Source organism: Saccharothrix stipae, from assembly GCF_054781895.1.
Window position 1 is genome coordinate 221,152 of record NZ_BAAGTN010000031.1, and the last position, 15,600, is coordinate 236,751.

15 protein-coding genes are annotated in these 15,600 nt (G+C 72.6%); 13 read left to right on the plus strand and 2 right to left on the minus strand.

Annotated features, from left to right (window positions below; genetic code table 11):
• The first annotated feature begins 55 nt into the window (after positions 1–55).
• The 5 genes from ACYVLT_RS39375 (at position 56) to ACYVLT_RS39395 (ending at position 3,576) form a co-directional block, all read left to right on the plus strand.
• Positions 56–1,426, plus strand: a complete 1,371-nt coding sequence (locus ACYVLT_RS39375; RefSeq protein ID WP_461125254.1) for a hypothetical protein — start codon at positions 56–58, stop codon at positions 1,424–1,426.
• A complete protein-coding gene (locus ACYVLT_RS39380; protein ID WP_461125255.1) occupies positions 1,423–1,890 on the plus strand; it encodes a hypothetical protein in 468 nt (155 codons plus the stop codon). The genes ACYVLT_RS39375 and ACYVLT_RS39380 overlap by 4 nt, the downstream gene beginning before the upstream one ends.
• A gap of 6 nt (positions 1,891–1,896) precedes the next feature.
• Positions 1,897–2,238, plus strand: coding sequence for an MmcQ/YjbR family DNA-binding protein (locus ACYVLT_RS39385; protein WP_461125256.1), 342 nt, complete (start codon positions 1,897–1,899; stop codon positions 2,236–2,238).
• A gap of 169 nt (positions 2,239–2,407) precedes the next feature.
• Positions 2,408–2,773 (plus strand): cupin domain-containing protein, encoded by a 366-nt coding sequence (locus ACYVLT_RS39390; protein ID WP_461125257.1) that lies wholly within the window; start codon positions 2,408–2,410, stop codon positions 2,771–2,773.
• An 86-nt stretch (positions 2,774–2,859) separates the two neighbouring features.
• The gene (locus ACYVLT_RS39395) at positions 2,860–3,576 is read left to right on the plus strand and encodes an AfsR/SARP family transcriptional regulator (protein ID WP_461125258.1); all 717 of its coding nucleotides are present in this window, start codon (positions 2,860–2,862) and stop codon (positions 3,574–3,576) included.
• 155 nt (positions 3,577–3,731) lie between these two features.
• Here the strand turns inward: ACYVLT_RS39395 and ACYVLT_RS39400 are convergent, their stop codons facing one another.
• Complete coding sequence (locus ACYVLT_RS39400) at positions 3,732–4,688, minus strand: LysR family transcriptional regulator (protein ID WP_461125412.1); 957 nt, start codon at positions 4,686–4,688, stop codon at positions 3,732–3,734.
• 212 nt (positions 4,689–4,900) lie between these two features.
• Here ACYVLT_RS39400 and ACYVLT_RS39405 point away from each other — a divergent pair, with 212 nt between their 5' ends.
• From ACYVLT_RS39405 to ACYVLT_RS39440, 8 genes are all read left to right on the plus strand, one after another.
• Positions 4,901–5,701, plus strand: coding sequence for a 2-amino-3,7-dideoxy-D-threo-hept-6-ulosonate synthase (locus ACYVLT_RS39405; RefSeq protein ID WP_461125259.1), 801 nt, complete (start codon positions 4,901–4,903; stop codon positions 5,699–5,701).
• Positions 5,702–5,792: 91 nt separating this feature from the next.
• Positions 5,793–6,866 (plus strand): 3-dehydroquinate synthase II, encoded by a 1,074-nt coding sequence (locus ACYVLT_RS39410; RefSeq protein ID WP_360449484.1) that lies wholly within the window; start codon positions 5,793–5,795, stop codon positions 6,864–6,866.
• 6 nt (positions 6,867–6,872) lie between these two features.
• The gene (locus tag ACYVLT_RS39415) at positions 6,873–8,225 is read left to right on the plus strand and encodes a class I adenylate-forming enzyme family protein (RefSeq protein WP_461125260.1); all 1,353 of its coding nucleotides are present in this window, start codon (positions 6,873–6,875) and stop codon (positions 8,223–8,225) included.
• A gap of 24 nt (positions 8,226–8,249) precedes the next feature.
• Positions 8,250–8,828 (plus strand): isopentenyl-diphosphate Delta-isomerase, encoded by a 579-nt coding sequence (gene idi, locus ACYVLT_RS39420; protein ID WP_461125261.1) that lies wholly within the window; start codon positions 8,250–8,252, stop codon positions 8,826–8,828.
• Positions 8,829–9,089: 261 nt separating this feature from the next.
• Entirely contained in the window at positions 9,090–10,352 is a 1,263-nt protein-coding gene (locus tag ACYVLT_RS39425; protein WP_461125262.1) for a DUF1996 domain-containing protein, read from the plus strand.
• Positions 10,349–12,052, plus strand: a complete 1,704-nt coding sequence (locus ACYVLT_RS39430) for a discoidin domain-containing protein (RefSeq protein WP_461125263.1) — start codon at positions 10,349–10,351, stop codon at positions 12,050–12,052. The genes ACYVLT_RS39425 and ACYVLT_RS39430 overlap by 4 nt, the downstream gene beginning before the upstream one ends.
• Positions 12,053–12,107: 55 nt before the next feature.
• Positions 12,108–13,097: a LacI family DNA-binding transcriptional regulator gene (locus ACYVLT_RS39435; RefSeq protein ID WP_461125264.1), complete on the plus strand. Its 990-nt coding sequence runs from the start codon at positions 12,108–12,110 to the stop codon at positions 13,095–13,097.
• Between the two features lie 190 nt (positions 13,098–13,287).
• Positions 13,288–14,022, plus strand: a complete 735-nt coding sequence (locus tag ACYVLT_RS39440) for a DUF998 domain-containing protein (protein WP_461125265.1) — start codon at positions 13,288–13,290, stop codon at positions 14,020–14,022.
• Here the strand turns inward: ACYVLT_RS39440 and ACYVLT_RS39445 are convergent.
• Positions 13,989–15,596, minus strand: coding sequence for an AMP-dependent synthetase/ligase (locus tag ACYVLT_RS39445; protein ID WP_461125266.1), 1,608 nt, complete (start codon positions 15,594–15,596; stop codon positions 13,989–13,991). The genes ACYVLT_RS39440 and ACYVLT_RS39445 overlap by 34 nt on opposite strands.
• Between the last annotated feature and the right edge of the window lie 4 nt (positions 15,597–15,600).

Here is a 15,600-nt window from a genome sequence, read left to right on the forward strand (position 1 = left end):
GAAATTCGCCCCCGGACGGGTGAAATTCACGTGAGGCACCGCTAGGGTGCCCGGCATGCCTACAGCGGGTACCGGCCCACGGGTGCGGCGACTGGCCCACCCGGACGCCGACATCCGGGCGCGTGCCCTCGGCCTGCCCCGCGGCCGCCCGGTCCTCGCGGTGTTCGGCTCGGCCGACGCCCTGGACACCGGACTGGCCGCCACCGTGCTCCCGGTGCTGCGTGCGGTGCTCGCCGCGGCCGCCAGGGCGGACGCGGTCGTGGTCACGGCGGGCGCCGACGTCGGCGTCACCCACCTGGTCGGCCTGGCCGCCGAGTCGCTGGACGGCCGGTGGCCCCGGCTCGTGGGCGTCGCCCCGTCCGGCCGGGTCGCCGCGGAGGACGCGGAGCCGGCGGAGGGTGAGGTACGGCTCAACGTGAACCACGACACGGCGGTGGTCGTGCCCGGCTCGAAGTGGGGCGAGGAACTGCCCGCTCTGTTCCGCGCGGTGGACGCCGTGACCGGTTCGAAGCGGCCGGCGCTCGCGCTGCTGATCGGCGGTGGCGACGTGGCGCGGGCGGCCCTGGTGGACCACCTCGGCCGCGACCGGCCGCTGCTCGTGCTCGCCGGCACCGGGGCGCTCGCCGACGAGATCGCGCTGGGCGAGGCCCGCGACACCCAGGTCGGCGACACCGAGGTCGGCGCGGTCGTGCGGACCGACGCCGGCAGCGCCGCCACCGAGGTCGTCGACCCGGCCGCCGACGTCACGGTGGACACCGCCGTCGCGACCGCGCAGCACACCGCGGCCGCGGCGCGCGACGACGACCTCGCCGTGCTGGTCCGGAGCGGTCAGGTGGCCGTGGTCCACCTGGACGAGGGCGCGGACAAGGTGGTCGCGGTGCTGCGGCGGGTGCTGGGCAACCGGCCCGGCGCCAAGCTGCACGCCGACGTGCCGCCGCCGGCGGTGTGGCCGAGGGTGCGGTTCCGGGCACCCGAGCCGCACCCCGTGATCGACCCCGGCTACGTGCTGGACTACCCGCTGCTCGCGGACGCGATCCACGAGGCCAACCAGGTGGTCGCGCCCGTGCTGCACGAGTGCGAGGTCGCCGCCCTCAGGTCACGGGAACGCGCGCGCCTGCTGGTGGTGCTCGCCCTGGCCGCCGGGTTCGGCACCACGGTGTTCGCCGCGTTGCAGGTCTGGCTGCGGGACGCGCCGTGGCCCGGCGTGCTGCTCGCGGTGTCCGGCGCGGCCGCGGCGGTGCTCGCGGTCGTGGCCCGCGGCGGTGAGGACCCGGACGCGCAGGTCCGCGCCGAGCAGTTGCGCGCCTTGTACTTCGACCACCTCGCCGCACCACCCGCCGCCGACGACGCCGAGCGCGAGGAGCGCTCGCGGGAGTTGGCGACGGCCGTGGCGCGGTACCGCCACGAATCGGTGAGCCGCTCATGACCCGCGTCGGATCCCCCGCTCCGCCGACGGTGGTCGGATCGTCGGCTCCGCCGACGGTGGTCGACGACCACCGCGAGCAGTTCCTCCGCGCCTACCTGCGCCACCGGATCGGTGAACGGCTCGCCGGGTTCGAGCAGGCCCAGGCCCGCTACACGGCCGCCCGCCGCTGGACCACCGGCCTCACCGTGCTGCTGTTCACGGCCGCCGCGGCGCTCGGCGCGGTCGCCGTGGCCGACGATCGGCAGCGCGCGCTCTGGGCGTTCCTGGCCACGGTCGCGGCCGCCCTGGCGACGGCGATCACCGGCTACGAGTCCGCGTTCTCGTTCCGGTCGCTCTCCCGCCGTTCCGCGAACGGGGTGGCGCTGCTGCACCTGCTCCAGGCGCACGGCGCGCCGGAGGGCGAGGACGGCGTCAACGCGTTCCGCACCGAGGTGGAGAGCGTGCTCCGGCACTCGGGGCGGTAGTCGGTGGTGGCGACCGTCGACGAGGTGCGCCGCATCGCGCGGTCCCTGCCGCGCACCGAGGAGGCGGTCGTCCGGGACCGGGTGAAGTTCCGGATCGGGCGGATCGTGTACCTGGCGCTGTCGCGCGACGAGCGGACGCTGGGTTTCGCGTTCCCGAAGGACGAGCGGGCCGCGCTGGTGGCCGCCGAACCGGCCAAGTTCCACCTGCCCGCCGCGTCCGACCTGCGCTACAACTGGGTCGAGTGCACCCTGGCGGAGATCGGGTCGGACGAGCTGACCGAACTCGTGGTGGACGCTTGGCGAATGTGCGTGCCCAAGCGTGTGGCCGCCGAGCACCTCGGTCTATAGGTTCTGGCGATGGGCCGTTCGGTGGCAGTGGTTTCCCGCCCCGACGTGCCGTGGCGATAATCTCCGGCGGCCACGCCCGAGCGTTCGCCAATTGCAACGTCGGAATCGGTCGACGCCGGGGGAGCGCCGTGGAACACGTGGAGCCTGCCGCCGAGGTGGGGCGATAGCCGTGGAGATCCGCCGACTCGATCCCGCGGAACTGGTCCGGGACAGCGGGCTGGTGGCCCGCAGGCTGATGCCGTGGCCGCTGGTCAACGCGCCGTTCGACGGCTCGTGGTGCGTGGTGCAGCCGGGCGCGGCGTCGAGCACGCACGCCCACCGCGAGCACGAGGTCTGGGTGGCCGTGTCCGGTGCGGCGGAGATCGTCACCGACGACGGCCGGGTGCCGTTCGCGGCCGGCGACATCGTGCACTTCCGGCCGTACGAGCGGCACCGGCTGGTCAACGACGGCGAGGCCGACTTCCAGTTCTTCGCCGCCTGGTGGGACGTGGAGATGGCCGAGCGCTTCAGCGCCCGCGACGAGGACGCGTCCTGAATCGCCCGTCCGGCGGAACCACGGCAAGGGAAGTGTCGTCACAGTCGCGTCAGTGTTGGTGAAGCTTCAACGCGGCTGGGGGCGGAGTGGAGTTCCGGATCCTGGGCCCGGTCGAGGTCCGGCCGGGTGGCGCGCAGCGGCAGGCGTTGCCGTTGCGCCGCAAGCCGAGCCAGGTCCTGGCCGTGCTGGCGGTGCACTGCGGTAAGCGGGTGCCGGTGGACCGGCTGCTCGACCTGGTGTGGGGCGACGGCCTGCCGCCCCGTGCGCGCAAGTCGCTCCAGGTGCACATCTCCGCGCTGCGCGGCGCGGGCGTGCCCGTGACGCACCAGGACGCGGGTTACGTGCTGCGCGCCGAGCCGGACCAGGTCGACGCCGTCCGGTTCCGCGACCTGACCGCACGAGCCGCCGGCACCGCGGACCTCGAACACCGGCGCGAGCTCTACACCCGCGCCCTGGCCCTGTGGCGCGGCACGCCGCTGGCGGGCGCGGAGTCCGAACCGCTGCGGGCCTGGCTCTGCGCGCCGCTGGAGGCCCACCACCTGGCCACCCTCGAAGCGGCCATCGACACCGACCTGGCGCTGGGCAGGTACGCCCAGGCGGTGGAGGCGCTGACCCCGCTGGTGGCCGAGCACCCGTTCTCGGAGAACCTGCGCCACCAGCTCATGACGGCGCTGCTGGCCTGCGGCAGGCGGACCGAGGCGCTGCGCGTCTTCCAGGACACCCGCCGCACGTTGGCCGCCGAGCTCGGCGTGCCGCCGGGGCCGCAGCTGCGCGAGCTCTACCGCGATGCGCTGGGCGTTTAGGCGCCGCTTTACCGCAGGTCGTTAGCTTCGCGCCGCCGGATGCCCGGTGAACGAGGACCCGGGTCGTGGGTCGGTGCTGGGCGGCACAAGGCCCACGGCCCGGACCTCGCGACGAGCAAGGTCACCCGGCGGGCACGGTCAGCCGACGAGCACGGTCAGCTGGCCGCCACGGTCAACCCGGTGGCGGCGAGCTTCGCCGTCCGCGCGCCGTGACCCCAGGTCCGTTCCTGGTAGGCGCGCAGCAGCGCCGCGTGGACGTCGTCGACGTACTCGGCCGCGGTGCCGTCGCGCCGCCAGACCACGGTGACGCGCCGGTGCACGGGGTTGCCCACGATCGGCTTCAGCACCACGCCCGGCAGGTCGTGCCCGGTCGGGAAGAAGCACGCCACCGTGCGCGCCGAGCGCACCAGCTCCGCGGCCGACGCCGGGTCGACGCCGAAGTGCGCGCACCGCGGCGTGAACCCGGCCGCCTCGCAGGCCAGGTGCAGGTTGAGCCGCCCGCCGCCGTAGCTCTCGTCGGGCACGGCCCACTCCTCGTCGGCCAGTTCGGACAGCCGAATCTCACCGCGCGTGGACAACCGGTGCCCGGCGGCGATCCCGACCAACATCGGTTCGGTCACCACGGTGCGGCAGTCCACCTGTTCGGGAATCCGCAGTGGACTCTGCGGGAACTCCGTCACCAGCGCGAGGTCGAGCTTCCCGGTGCGGACCAGGTCGAGCACCGCGTCGCTGGTGCGTTCGATGTGCGTGGTCTGCGGGTGCGTGGGCAGCAACGAGCGCACCACGCCGACCAGCAGCGGGGTCAGCGATCCGGCGACACCGCCGAGCCGGATGCCCGTCACGTCGCTCTCCGCGGCCAGCTTGCGCGCGGTGACCAGCAGGTCGTCGAACCGTTCCACCAGGTCACGGGATCGCAGCACGACGTGGCGGCCGAGTTCGGTCAGTTCGACGCCGTCGGTGCGCCGCACGAACAACGGGCCTCCGAACCCTCGTTCGATGCGGCGCAGCTGAGCGGTCAGACCGGCCTGCGCGATCTTCAGCAGTGACGCGGCTCGGCTGATGCTGCCCGCTTCCGCCACGGTCAGCACGACGTGGAGGTGCCTGAGCTCCATGTTCACTGCGGCAGCCTAGGGCAACCGAACGAACCGAGCGTCTCCGTGCGTGTGGAGTAGGAGGCTACGCCGCGTCGCCGGGCCGCGGGGTCCCGTTGCTCCAACAGGTGCATAACTGGCGAGTTATCGCCACCTCACACCTCCCGCCGCGCTCGCTGGTTCGACCACTCTGCTGACTGGCCATCGCCGAATGCCGAGGAGGAGTGAGCGACATGAGGAAAGCGTTGCGGCTGCGACGCCTTTCCCGTCCGCGCGACGACAGGTACCTCTTCGTCCCGCTCGACCACAGCGTCTCGGACGGTCCGGTGGTGCCGCGCGACCGGTGGCACGAGCTCATCGACGCGGTCGTCGTGGGCGGCGCCGACGCCATCATCGTCCACAAAGGACGGGTGCGCACGATCGACCCGGACGTGCTGGCGGGCTGCGGGCTGGTCGTCCACCTCAGCGCGGGCACCGCGCACGCCGCCGACACCAACGCCAAGGTGCTGGTCGGCGAGGTGGACGAGGCCCTGCGGCTGGGCGCCGACGCGGTGAGCGTGCACGTCAACATCGGGTCGGACACCGAGGAGCGCCAGCTCACCGACTTCGGCGTGGTCGCCAAGGCGTGCGACGAGTGGAACGTGCCGCTGATCGCCATGGTCTACCCGCGCGGCCCGCGCATCGCCGACCCCAACGACCCCGCGCTGCTCGCGCACGTGGTCAACATCGCGGTCGACCTGGGCGCCGACATCGTCAAGACCAACCTCGCCCTGCCCGCCGAGCGGATGGCCGAGGTCATCGCCAGCTGCCCGATCCCGGTGCTGGTCGCGGGCGGTCCGGCGACCGGCGGCGGCAGCGTGGTCGACCACGCCCGCACCGCGATGGCGGTGGGCTGCGCGGGCCTGGCCGTCGGCCGCCGCGTGTTCACCGCGCCCGCGCCGATGCCGCTGGTCGCGGAACTGGCGTCGATCGTCCACCACCACACCGGATCGGACCTGGTCCGCGCGATGACGGGTGTCGTGGCCTCGTCATGACCACGCCGCCGACGTCCGCCGTCGGCCACCGGACCGGCCGGGCCTCGGCCGTCGCCTGCCGATCGGGCACTCACCACCCCTTGGAGAACCGTTGAAGTTCGCCTGGATCGACCTCCGAACCGTCACCGAGGCGCACCGCGAGGCCGTCGTGGACGCCGCCGTGCACGCCCGCCTCGCCGGCGTCGTGTCCGACGACCCCGCGCTGCTGGACACCCTGCCGCCCACGATCACCCGCGTGCTCGTCACCGACGCGCCGGTCGAGAGCCCGCACCTGGTCACCGCGGTCGTGGACGACCAGGACGCGCTGGACCGGCTCACCACCGACGCGGCGTTCGTGCAGGTCCGCGACGACCGCACGCTCAAGCTCGCGTGCGCGGCGGCGGTGCGGCTCGGGCACACCGTGGTCGCGTTCACCGACCCGACGAAGATCCCGCTGGAGATCGTCATCGCCGCCGCCGACGGCGCGCCCGGCAAGCTGGTCACCGTCGTGGCAGACCTCGAAGAGGCCGCGATCGTGCTGGACGTGCTGGAGCACGGCTCGGACGGCGTGCTGATGGCCCCGCGCGACGCGAACGACGTGTTCAAGCTGGCCCGGCTGCTGGAGGCGACCACCGCGCCGCTGGACCTCACCACGCTCACCGTCGACGGCATCACCCACAACGGCCTGGGCGACCGCGTCTGCGTGGACACCGCCTCGCACTTCCAGGAGGACGAGGGCATCCTCGTCGGCTCGTTCTCCTCCGGCTTCATCCTGTGCTGCAGCGAGACCCACCCGCTGCCCTACATGCCGACCCGGCCGTTCCGGGTCAACGCCGGCGCCCTGCACTCCTACGTGCTCGGCCCGGACAACCGCACCAACTACCTGTCCGAGCTGCGCTCGGGCAGCACGGTGCTCGCCGTGAACTCCGAGGGCCGCACCCGCAAGCTCACCGTCGGCCGGGCCAAGCTCGAATCCCGCCCGATCCTGACCATCACCGCGCACTCGCCCGAGGGCGTCGAGGTGAGCCTGACCGTGCAGGACGACTGGCACGTGCGGGTGCTCGGCCCCGGCGGGAAGGTCCGCAACGTCACCGAGCTGCAACGCGGTGACGAGCTGCTCGGCTACATCGCGACCGAACAGCGGCACGTGGGCATCCCCATCGGCGAGTTCTGCAAGGAGACCTGAGCCAAGATGCGCGAGTTCGTCACCGACCTGTTGCGCCGCCACGGCGACGACGTGCCGGTGTTCAGCCACGAGCACACCGTGACCCACGGCGCGTTGCGCGCCGCGGTCGCCGCCGAGGCGGGCCTGCTCGCCGCCGCAGGGGTGGGCGAGGGGAGCGCGGTCGCGCTGCACGTGCCCCCGAGCTTCACCCAGCTGGAGGTGGCGCTGGCGCTGTGGAGCCTCGGCGCCCGGGTGATCTCGGTCGACCACCGGCTCAAGCCCGCCGAGGTCGACGTGCTCCGCGACCTGACCAGGCCGCAGTTCGTGGTGCGCGCGTCCGGCCGGTCGGACGGCGCCTTCCGCGAGCGCCACGAGCTGGTGATCGAGCCCACGTCCGACGGGCAGCCCGCGGCGACCCGGCACCGGCTGGTCCAGTTCACCTCGGGCTCCACCGGGCGGCCCAAGGTCGTCGGGCGCAGCACCGAGTCGATCATCCGCGAGGTGATGCGGTTCGGCGCGGCCGAGGGCATGCCGCAGCGCGGCGAGCGGCTGTTGCTGCTCAACTCCACCGCGCAGAGCTTCGGCCTGGTGGGCGGGCTGCTGCACGCGTTGGCGGCCGGCGTGCACCTGGTGTTCGCCGAGCGGCCGTCGGCCGAGCACGTGCTGCGGACCGCCGTGCGGCACGAGGTCGACTTCATCACCGGCGTGCCGTTCCACTTCGAGCTGCTCGCCGCCGCCGCGGACCGGAACGCGCTGCGGACCGTGCGCGGTGCGTTCGCGGGCGGTGAGCTGATGCCGCCCGAGGTCGCCGACCGGTTCGCCGCCGCCCACGGCTTCATGGTCGGCGAGTGCTTCGGCACCACCGAGACCGGCGCGCTGGCCATGGACGTGTCGGGCGCGACCCGGCCGTCGGTGGGCAAGCCCCTGTCCGACACCACGATCCGGGTGCGCGACGGCCTGGTCGAGGTGGCGCTGGACCAGTCGCCGTACCTGGGCGCCGGCGAGCCCGGCCGTTACCTGGACGGGTGGTTCCGCACGGGTGACCGGGGCGAGTTCGACGCGCGCGGCAACCTGCGGCTGCTCGGCCGGGCGGACTCGCTCGTCGTGGTGCGGGGCAGCAACGTGGACCTGACGCAGGTCGAGGCGGCGCTGCGGTCGCACCCGCTGGTCACCGAGGCGATCGCGGTGCACGACGCGGCGATCGAGGCCTACGTCTCGACCGGGTCGCGGGCGCTCACCCCGGAGGTGCTGGCCGGGTGGTGCGCCGAGCGGTTGGCGGAGTTCAAGCAGCCGGCGCGGATCCACGTGCTGCGGGCGTTGCCGCGCACGCCGAGCGGGAAGCTGGTGCGCAACCCCGAGGTGCTCGCCGACGCGCGTTGATCGGGTGTGTGGGAAGGTGGGCGGGTGGAACAAGTCGTGCTCCTGGACGAGTCCGGTGCCGGGATCGGTGTGGCCGAGAAGGCCTCCGTGCACCACGCGTCCACCCCGCTGCACCTGGCGTTCTCGTCCTACCTGTTCGACGGGGCGGGCCGGCTGCTGCTGACCCGGCGTGCCCTGCACAAGAAGACGTGGCCGGGGGTGTGGACGAACTCGTGCTGCGGCCACCCCGCGCCGGACGAGTCGATGGTGTCGGCCGTGACGCGCCGCCTGACCGACGAGCTCGGCCTGGCCGAGGTGACCCTCGACCTGGTGCTGCCCGCGTTCCGCTACCGCGCGGAGATGGAGAACGGGGTCACCGAGAACGAGATGTGCCCGGTGTTCCGCGGCCTGGTCTCCGGTGACCCGGTGCCCAACCCGGACGAGGTGGACTCGTTCGAGTGGGTGCCGTGGGCGGAGTTCGCCCCGGCCGTCCTGGCCGGCGCCCGCCCCGTCTCGCCGTGGTGCGCCCTCCAGGTGGCCGAGCTGTGGACCCTGGGCCCGGACCCCCTGACCTGGCCCACCGCCTCGCCGACCAACCTCCCCGCCGCCGCCCGCCTCTCCTGAACGCTCAACTCGGCCTACCTGAACGTAGGACTCTCGCGTCCTGAACGTAGGACTCTCGCGAGAGTCCTACGTTCGGAACAGGCGTGTCCTACGTCCAGGTACCCCGAGTTCAACGCTCAGGAGTGAGAGAGCGCTCTCTCCGTCGGTGTTCCGGGATGACCGGAACTGCCTCCTTTCCTTGACTGATACAGGGGGCCGTCTTACGTTCCGCTGTGAGAGCGCTCTCCCAATCTCCCTGCTACGCCCTACGAAAGGGGAGTCGTGATCCCCACCATTCGCCGATGGCGTCGTCTGGTCACCGCGACCACGGTCGCGGCGCTGACCGCGTCCGCACTGACCTTCGTCACCTCTCCCGCCTCCGCGGCGCCGGAACTGCTGTCCCAGGGCAAGCCGGTCGCCGCCTCCTCCACCGAGAACGGCGGCACGCCCGCCTCCGCCGCCGTCGACGGCAACGCCGGCACGCGCTGGTCCAGCGCCGCGGCCGACCCGCAGTGGATCCGGGTCGACCTCGGCACGTCCACCGCGATCAGCCAGGTCACCCTGAACTGGGAGAACGCCTACGCGCGCTCCTTCCAACTCCAGACCTCGGCCGACGGCAACGCCTGGACCACGATCGCCACCGCGTCCGGCAACGTCGGCGTGCAGAACCTGACCGTCTCGGCCACCACCCGGTTCGTCCGCGTCCACACCACCGCCCGCGCCACCCAGTACGGCGTGTCGCTGTGGGAGTTCCAGGTGTTCGGCGTCCGCAACGCCGGTGGCCCGATCGTGCGGGTCGCCGAGTTCCTGGCCGACTGCCCGTACAGCCACCGCCTGCCCGACGACCCGATCGTGGCGCCGAACCTGCCCGGTGGGTCGCACATGCACAGCTTCTTCGGCAACACCACCACCAACGCCCGCTCCACCGTCCAGTCGCTCCTGGCGGGCACGAGCAACTGCAACCCGGGCACCGACCTGTCCTCCTACTGGGTGCCCACGATGTACCGGGACAACCAGCCCGTGGAGCCGACCGGCACCACGTTCTACTACCTGGGCGAGGGCGTGCGCGACGACGTGATCGCACGCATCCAGCCGTTCCCGCTGGGTCTGCGGATCGTCGCGGGCAACGCCAAGGCCACCCAGCCCGACGCCAGCACGATCTCGCGCTGGTCCTGCCTGCACGCCGGGCACGTGGGCGCGTCCAAGGACTTCGTGAACTGCCCGGCGGGCACGATGCTGGAGTCCTACCTGGACTTCCCGCAGTGCTGGAACGGCCGCGACCTGGACTCGGCGGACCACAAGAGCCACATGGCCTACCCGGTGAACGCGGACTGCCCGTCGACCCACCCGGTGCCGGTGCCGAAGCTGCGCCAGGTGCTGCGCTACCCGGTGAACGGCGACCCGTCGCGGTTGCGGCTGGCCTCCGGCGCGGGGTTCACCATGCACGGCGACTTCTTCAACGCGTGGCCGGAGGCGGAACTCGCCCGCCGGGTGCGCGACTGCATCAACCCGATCATCAAGTGCGGCGCGGACGGCCGCCCGTGAAGCGCCTGATCACCGCCATCGCCCTGCTCGGCGCGCTGGTCGTGCCCGTGGTCACCGCGCGGGCGGCCGAGTGCGGCACGGCCAACGCCGCGCTCAACGCACCGGTCACCGCCTCCTCGGTGGAGACCGGCAGCCCGTTCGTGGCCGCCTCGGCCGTGGACGGCAACGCGGGCACCCGGTGGTCCAGCGCGTTCAGCGACCCGCAGTGGCTGCGGGTCGACCTGGGCGCGAGCCGCGAGGTGTGCGGCGCGACGTTGCAGTGGGAGGCCGCCCACGCGACGGCCTTCCAGGTCCAGACCTCCGCCGACGGCAACGTCTGGACCACGGTGTACCAGACCACCACCGGCACGGGCGGCACGCAGAACGTCACCTTCGCCGGCACGGGCCGCTACGTCCGCGTCCACACCACGGCGCGCGCCACGCAGTACGGCGTGTCGCTGTGGGAGTTCGCCGTCCGAACCGGCACGACGGGTGGCAACCCGCCCGGCGAGCAGCTGCTGTCCTACAACAAGCCCGCGTCCGCCTCGTCGTTCCAGGACGACGGCGCCTGCCCGGGGTGCACGCCCGCCAAGGCGCTGGACTTCAACCCGGCCACGCGGTGGGCCACCAGCGCCACCACCGGCTGGGTCGACCCGGGCTGGATCTCGGTCGACCTGGGCGCGACCGCGCAGGTCAGCAAGGTCGTGCTGCAGTGGGACCCGGCGTTCGCCACCGGGTTCGAGATCCAGACCTCGGCCACCGGGTCGAGCTGGACCACGATCCACACCGTGGCGAACGGCACCGGCTTCAAGCAGACGTTCACCGTGTCGGGTACGGGTCGGTACGTCCGGGTGAACCTGACCAAGCGCAGCGGGCAGTACGGCTACTCGCTGTGGGAGTTCCAGGTCTACGGCACCGGCGGCAACCCCACGCCGCCACCGCCGCAGGCGCCGGACCCCGGCAACCCGCTGCGGCTGGTGTGGAGCGACGAGTTCAACGCGCCCTCGGGCACGAGGCCGGACGCGGGCAAGTGGCGGCCGGAGATCGGCACCGGGCAGAACGCGGAGCTGCAGTACTACACCGACAACCGCAACGCGTTCACCGACGGCGCCGGGAACATGGTGCTGGAGGCCAGGCGGGAGGTCACGCCGGGCTCGGCGTGCCCGGTCGACCCCGTCAGCGGCTCCGGCACGTGCCAGTACACCTCCGCCCGCCTCATCACCGAGGGCAAGGCGTCCTGGACCTACGGCCGCATGGAGGCCCGCATCAAGGTCTCGGGCACCAAGGGCCTGTGGCCCGCGTTCTGGATGCTCGGCAACGACATCTTCAAGGGCACGCCGTGGCCCGCGAGCGGCGAGATCGACATCATGGAGCACCTCGGTCGCGAGCCGAACACGGCGTACCAGACGATCCACGGCCCGGCGTACTTCGGCGGTGGCGGCATCGGCCGGATGCGCGACATCGGCCAGGACTTCGCCAACGCCTTCCACACGTTCCACGTGGACTGGAACAGCCGGGGCATCACGTTCGGCATCGACGGTGTGACGGTCATCTCCATCGACAAGGCGACCGTCGAGGCCACCCGCGGTCCGTGGGTGTTCGACAAGCCGTTCTTCATCCTGCTCAACAACGCGGTGGGCGGTGAGTGGCCCGGTCCGCCGGACGCCACCACGGTCTTCCCGCAGCGCATGCTGGTCGACTACGTCCGCGTCTACCAGTGACGGGGTGGGTGCGGCCACGCCTCGCGTGGCCGCACCTCCCGGTATAAAGACGGACGTGGACCGCAGACCAGTCACGTTGGAAGAGGTCGCGCGGATCGCGGGGGTTTCCCGGGCCACGGTGTCCCGGGTCGTCAACGGGGTCGCCACGGTGGACCGTGAGCTGCGCCAAGTCGTGGAGAAGGCGATCTCCACGACCGGGTACACGCCCAACCGCGCGGCGCGTTCCCTGGTCACCCGCCGGGCGGGTGCGATCGGGCTCGTCCTGCCGGAGGAGGGCCGCACCGTGCACGACCCGTACTTCGGGCGGGTGGTCAGCGGTGTCCTGCCGGTGATCCGACCGCTCGGCGTGCAGCTCGTGCTCACCACGGGCGACCACCGCGAGGTGGTGGACGACATCCGGCAGCACAGGCTGGACGGCGTGATCCTGATCCACACCCACGGCGCGGACCCGCTGCCGCGGCAGCTGATCGAGGCGAACCTGCCGGTGGTGCTGGCCGCGCGCCCCGTCCGGCCCATGTCGATCACCTACGTCGACGTCGACCAGGCCGCGGGCGCGGGACTGGCCGCCGACCACCTGGTGTCCTCCGGGTGCCGACGGCTGGCGACCATCACCGGTCCACTGGAGACGCCCGCGGGTCAGGACCGGCTGCGCGGCTTCCGCGAGGCGGTGGCCCGGCACGGCCTGCCCGAGCCGGTGGTGGTGGAGGGCGACTTCTCCCGCGAGGGCGGGGCCGAGGCGGCCCGGAAGCTGCCGGCGGGGGTGGACTTCGACGGCCTGTTCGTGGCCTCCGACCTGATGGCGACCGGCGCGCTGCCGGTGTTGCGCAACGGCGGTCGGCGGGTGCCCGAGGACGTCAAGGTGGTCGGCTTCGACGACAGCAGCCCGGCGGTCGAGTGCGACCCGCCGCTGACCACGGTGCGCCAGCCGGTGGAGGACATGGCCGGCGAGATGGCCCGCCTGCTGGTGGAACGGGTCGAGCGGCCCGACCGCCCGGTCAGCTCCGTCGTGTTCGCGCCGACGCTCGTGGTCCGCCAGTCCAGCTGATGTCCCTGCGGCGGGGTGGTCGCCGCCGGGCCGGCCGTTTTATCCGGCTAACGTGAGACATGCGGTTCAGGTTGTCCTGGGTTGCACACTTCGCCCGGCCGAGTGAGTGCAGAGGGCGGGGCGGCTGTCAGCGAGCTGTCGATTCGCCGGCTGCGGAACAACGTGGTGGTCGCCGTCCGTTCTGTCCGTTGTGCTGACCGCTGAGCCCGCCCCGACCCGTTCCCCGGCCCGCTTCGTCGCCCTCGGGGGCGCCGTCGCCGTGCTGCTGACCGTCGCCCTCGTCGGCGGGATGGACCTCTACCGGCTCGGCGAGTCGACCAGACACCTGCGCCGCACCATCAGCGAGTACGCCCTCGGGCCGCAGCGCTGGGTGTTCGACACGGCCGTGCTGCTGCTGGTGGCCGGGTCGGTCGCGATCCTCGGGGTGCTGGTGAAGCACGGGGTGGCGAAGTGGAACTCGGTGGGCGCGGTGGCGTTCGCCGCGTGGTCGGTCGGGTTGACGCTGGTGGTGATCTTCCCGAAGAACGACTGGGCGCTCGGCCCGAGCACGAGCGGCAGCATCCACCGCTTCGCCAGCCTGGTCGCGTTCGTCGCCCTGCCGATCGCGGCGACGCTGCTGGCCCGGCCGTGGCGGCGCGACCCGGTGTGGGGCGCGCACGCCCGCCGGACGTTCCGGCTCGGCCTGCTGTCGGCCCTGGCGTTCTCGCCGATCCTGTACGCGATCGGCGTGCACGCGGTCGTCGGCACGGCGTGGTGGCGGGTGTTCCCGCTCGGGTACGTGGAGCGGTTGCTGGTGCTCACCGAGGTGGTGGCCGTGCTGGTGGCCGGTGTGTGGGCGATCGCGGTGGCCCACCGGCCCGTCGAGGCAGTCGGAGCCCGGCAGCCCGGGGTTCAGGAGTACAAGCTGTCCAACACGTCCCGGTAGCGGGTCTCGATCTCCTTGCGGCGCATCTTCAGGCTCGCGGTGAGGGTGCCGTCGTCCACCGAGAAGTCCTCCGGCAGCACGGCGAAGGACTTGATCGTCTCGTGCCGGGCCAGCTTGGTGTTGGCGGCCTCGACGGCCCGACCCACCTCGGCGTCCGCGTCGAGGTCGGCGGGCGCGAGGTCGGGGTCGATGGTGACCAGCGCGACGCAGTACTTGCGGCCGTCGCCGTGCACGAGCACGTTGCCGATGTACGGGCTGTTGGCCTTGACCAGGCCCTCCACCGCCTGCGGCGCGACGTACTTGCCGCCGGAGGTCTTGATCAGCTCCTTCTTGCGGTCGGTGATGCGCAACCGGCCTTCCTCGTCCAGCTCGCCGATGTCGCCGGTGTGCAGCCAGCCGTCCTGGAGCGTCTCGGCGGTCTCCTCGGGCAGGCCGCGGTAGCCGCGCATGATCCCGCGACCGCCGATCAGCACCTCGCCGTCGTCGGCGATGCGGACCTCGGTGCCGACCAGGGGTTTGCCGACCGTGCCGAGCTTGTTCGCACCGGGCCGGTTCACGAACGACGCGGCCGACGACTCGGTCAGGCCGTAGCCCTCCAGGATCGTGATGCCCGCGCGGTCGAAGAACTCGCCGACCGGCCGCGACAGCGGCGCCGAGCCGGACACGAAGTACTTGATCCGGCCGCCGACCCGGTCGCGCAGCTTGCTGAACACCAGCTTGTCGGCGATCTTGCGGCGCAGCGCCCACTCCGGGTGCTCGGCCACGGTCAACGCCCAGTCGAACAGCTTCGCCTTCACCCCGCCCGTCTCGCGCATCGACGCGACGACCCGCTGGTGGATCTTCTCGAAGATGCGCGGCGCGGCGGCCACCACGGTCGGCCTCAGCTCCAGCAGGTTGGCCGCGATCCGGTCCACGTCGCCGTCCACGGCGGTGGGCACGCCGGTCGCGAGCATGCCGACCTGGAGCACCTTGCCGAACGCGTGGGACATCGGCAGCCACAGGAAGTGCAGGTCCTGCGGGGTCAGCACACCCAGCTCGCGGATCGCCTCGGCGGTGTAGAGCCAGTTGTCGTGGGTCAGCTCGACGCCCTTGGGCGTGCCGGTGGTGCCGGAGGTGTAGATCAGCGTGGCCAGCCGGTCCGGCGTCAGCTCGTCCACCATCGCGTCGTAGTCGCCCTGCGGGTCCGCAGGTTCCCAGTCGGGCGTGACGACCTTCGCGTCGACCTTGCCGGCCAACTCGGGGTCGGCGACGACGAGCACGCTCCCGGAGTCGCGGACGATGTGCGCGACGACGTCCGGCGTGCTGCTGGGGTAGATGGTCGTCGTCACGCCGCCCGCGGCCAGCACGGCCAGGTCGGTGAGGATCCAGTCCACGCTGGTCGCCGCCATGATCGCGACCCGCGCCTCGTCGCGCACGCCGAGCTCCCGGAATCCCAGCGCCCGCCTGCGCACGTGCTCGCCGACCTCGGCCCAGGTCAACGACGTCCACGTGTCGCCGACGCGGTGGCGCAGGGCCTCGGCGTCCGGGGTCTCGCGCACGCGTTCGCGCAGCAGATCGGGGATGGAACGGGCCACGGTG

Coding starts and splice junctions, on each gene's coding strand:
- ACYVLT_RS39415 (WP_461125260.1), top strand. CDS start 6,873: ATGCGCGAGTTCGTCACCGACCTGTTGCGCCGCCACGGCGACGACGTG.
- ACYVLT_RS39375 (WP_461125254.1), top strand. CDS start 56: ATGCCTACAGCGGGTACCGGCCCACGGGTGCGGCGACTGGCCCACCCG.
- ACYVLT_RS39400 (WP_461125412.1), bottom strand. CDS start 4,688: ATGGAGCTCAGGCACCTCCACGTCGTGCTGACCGTGGCGGAAGCGGGC.
- ACYVLT_RS39405 (WP_461125259.1), top strand. CDS start 4,901: ATGAGGAAAGCGTTGCGGCTGCGACGCCTTTCCCGTCCGCGCGACGAC.
- ACYVLT_RS39380 (WP_461125255.1), top strand. CDS start 1,423: ATGACCCGCGTCGGATCCCCCGCTCCGCCGACGGTGGTCGGATCGTCG.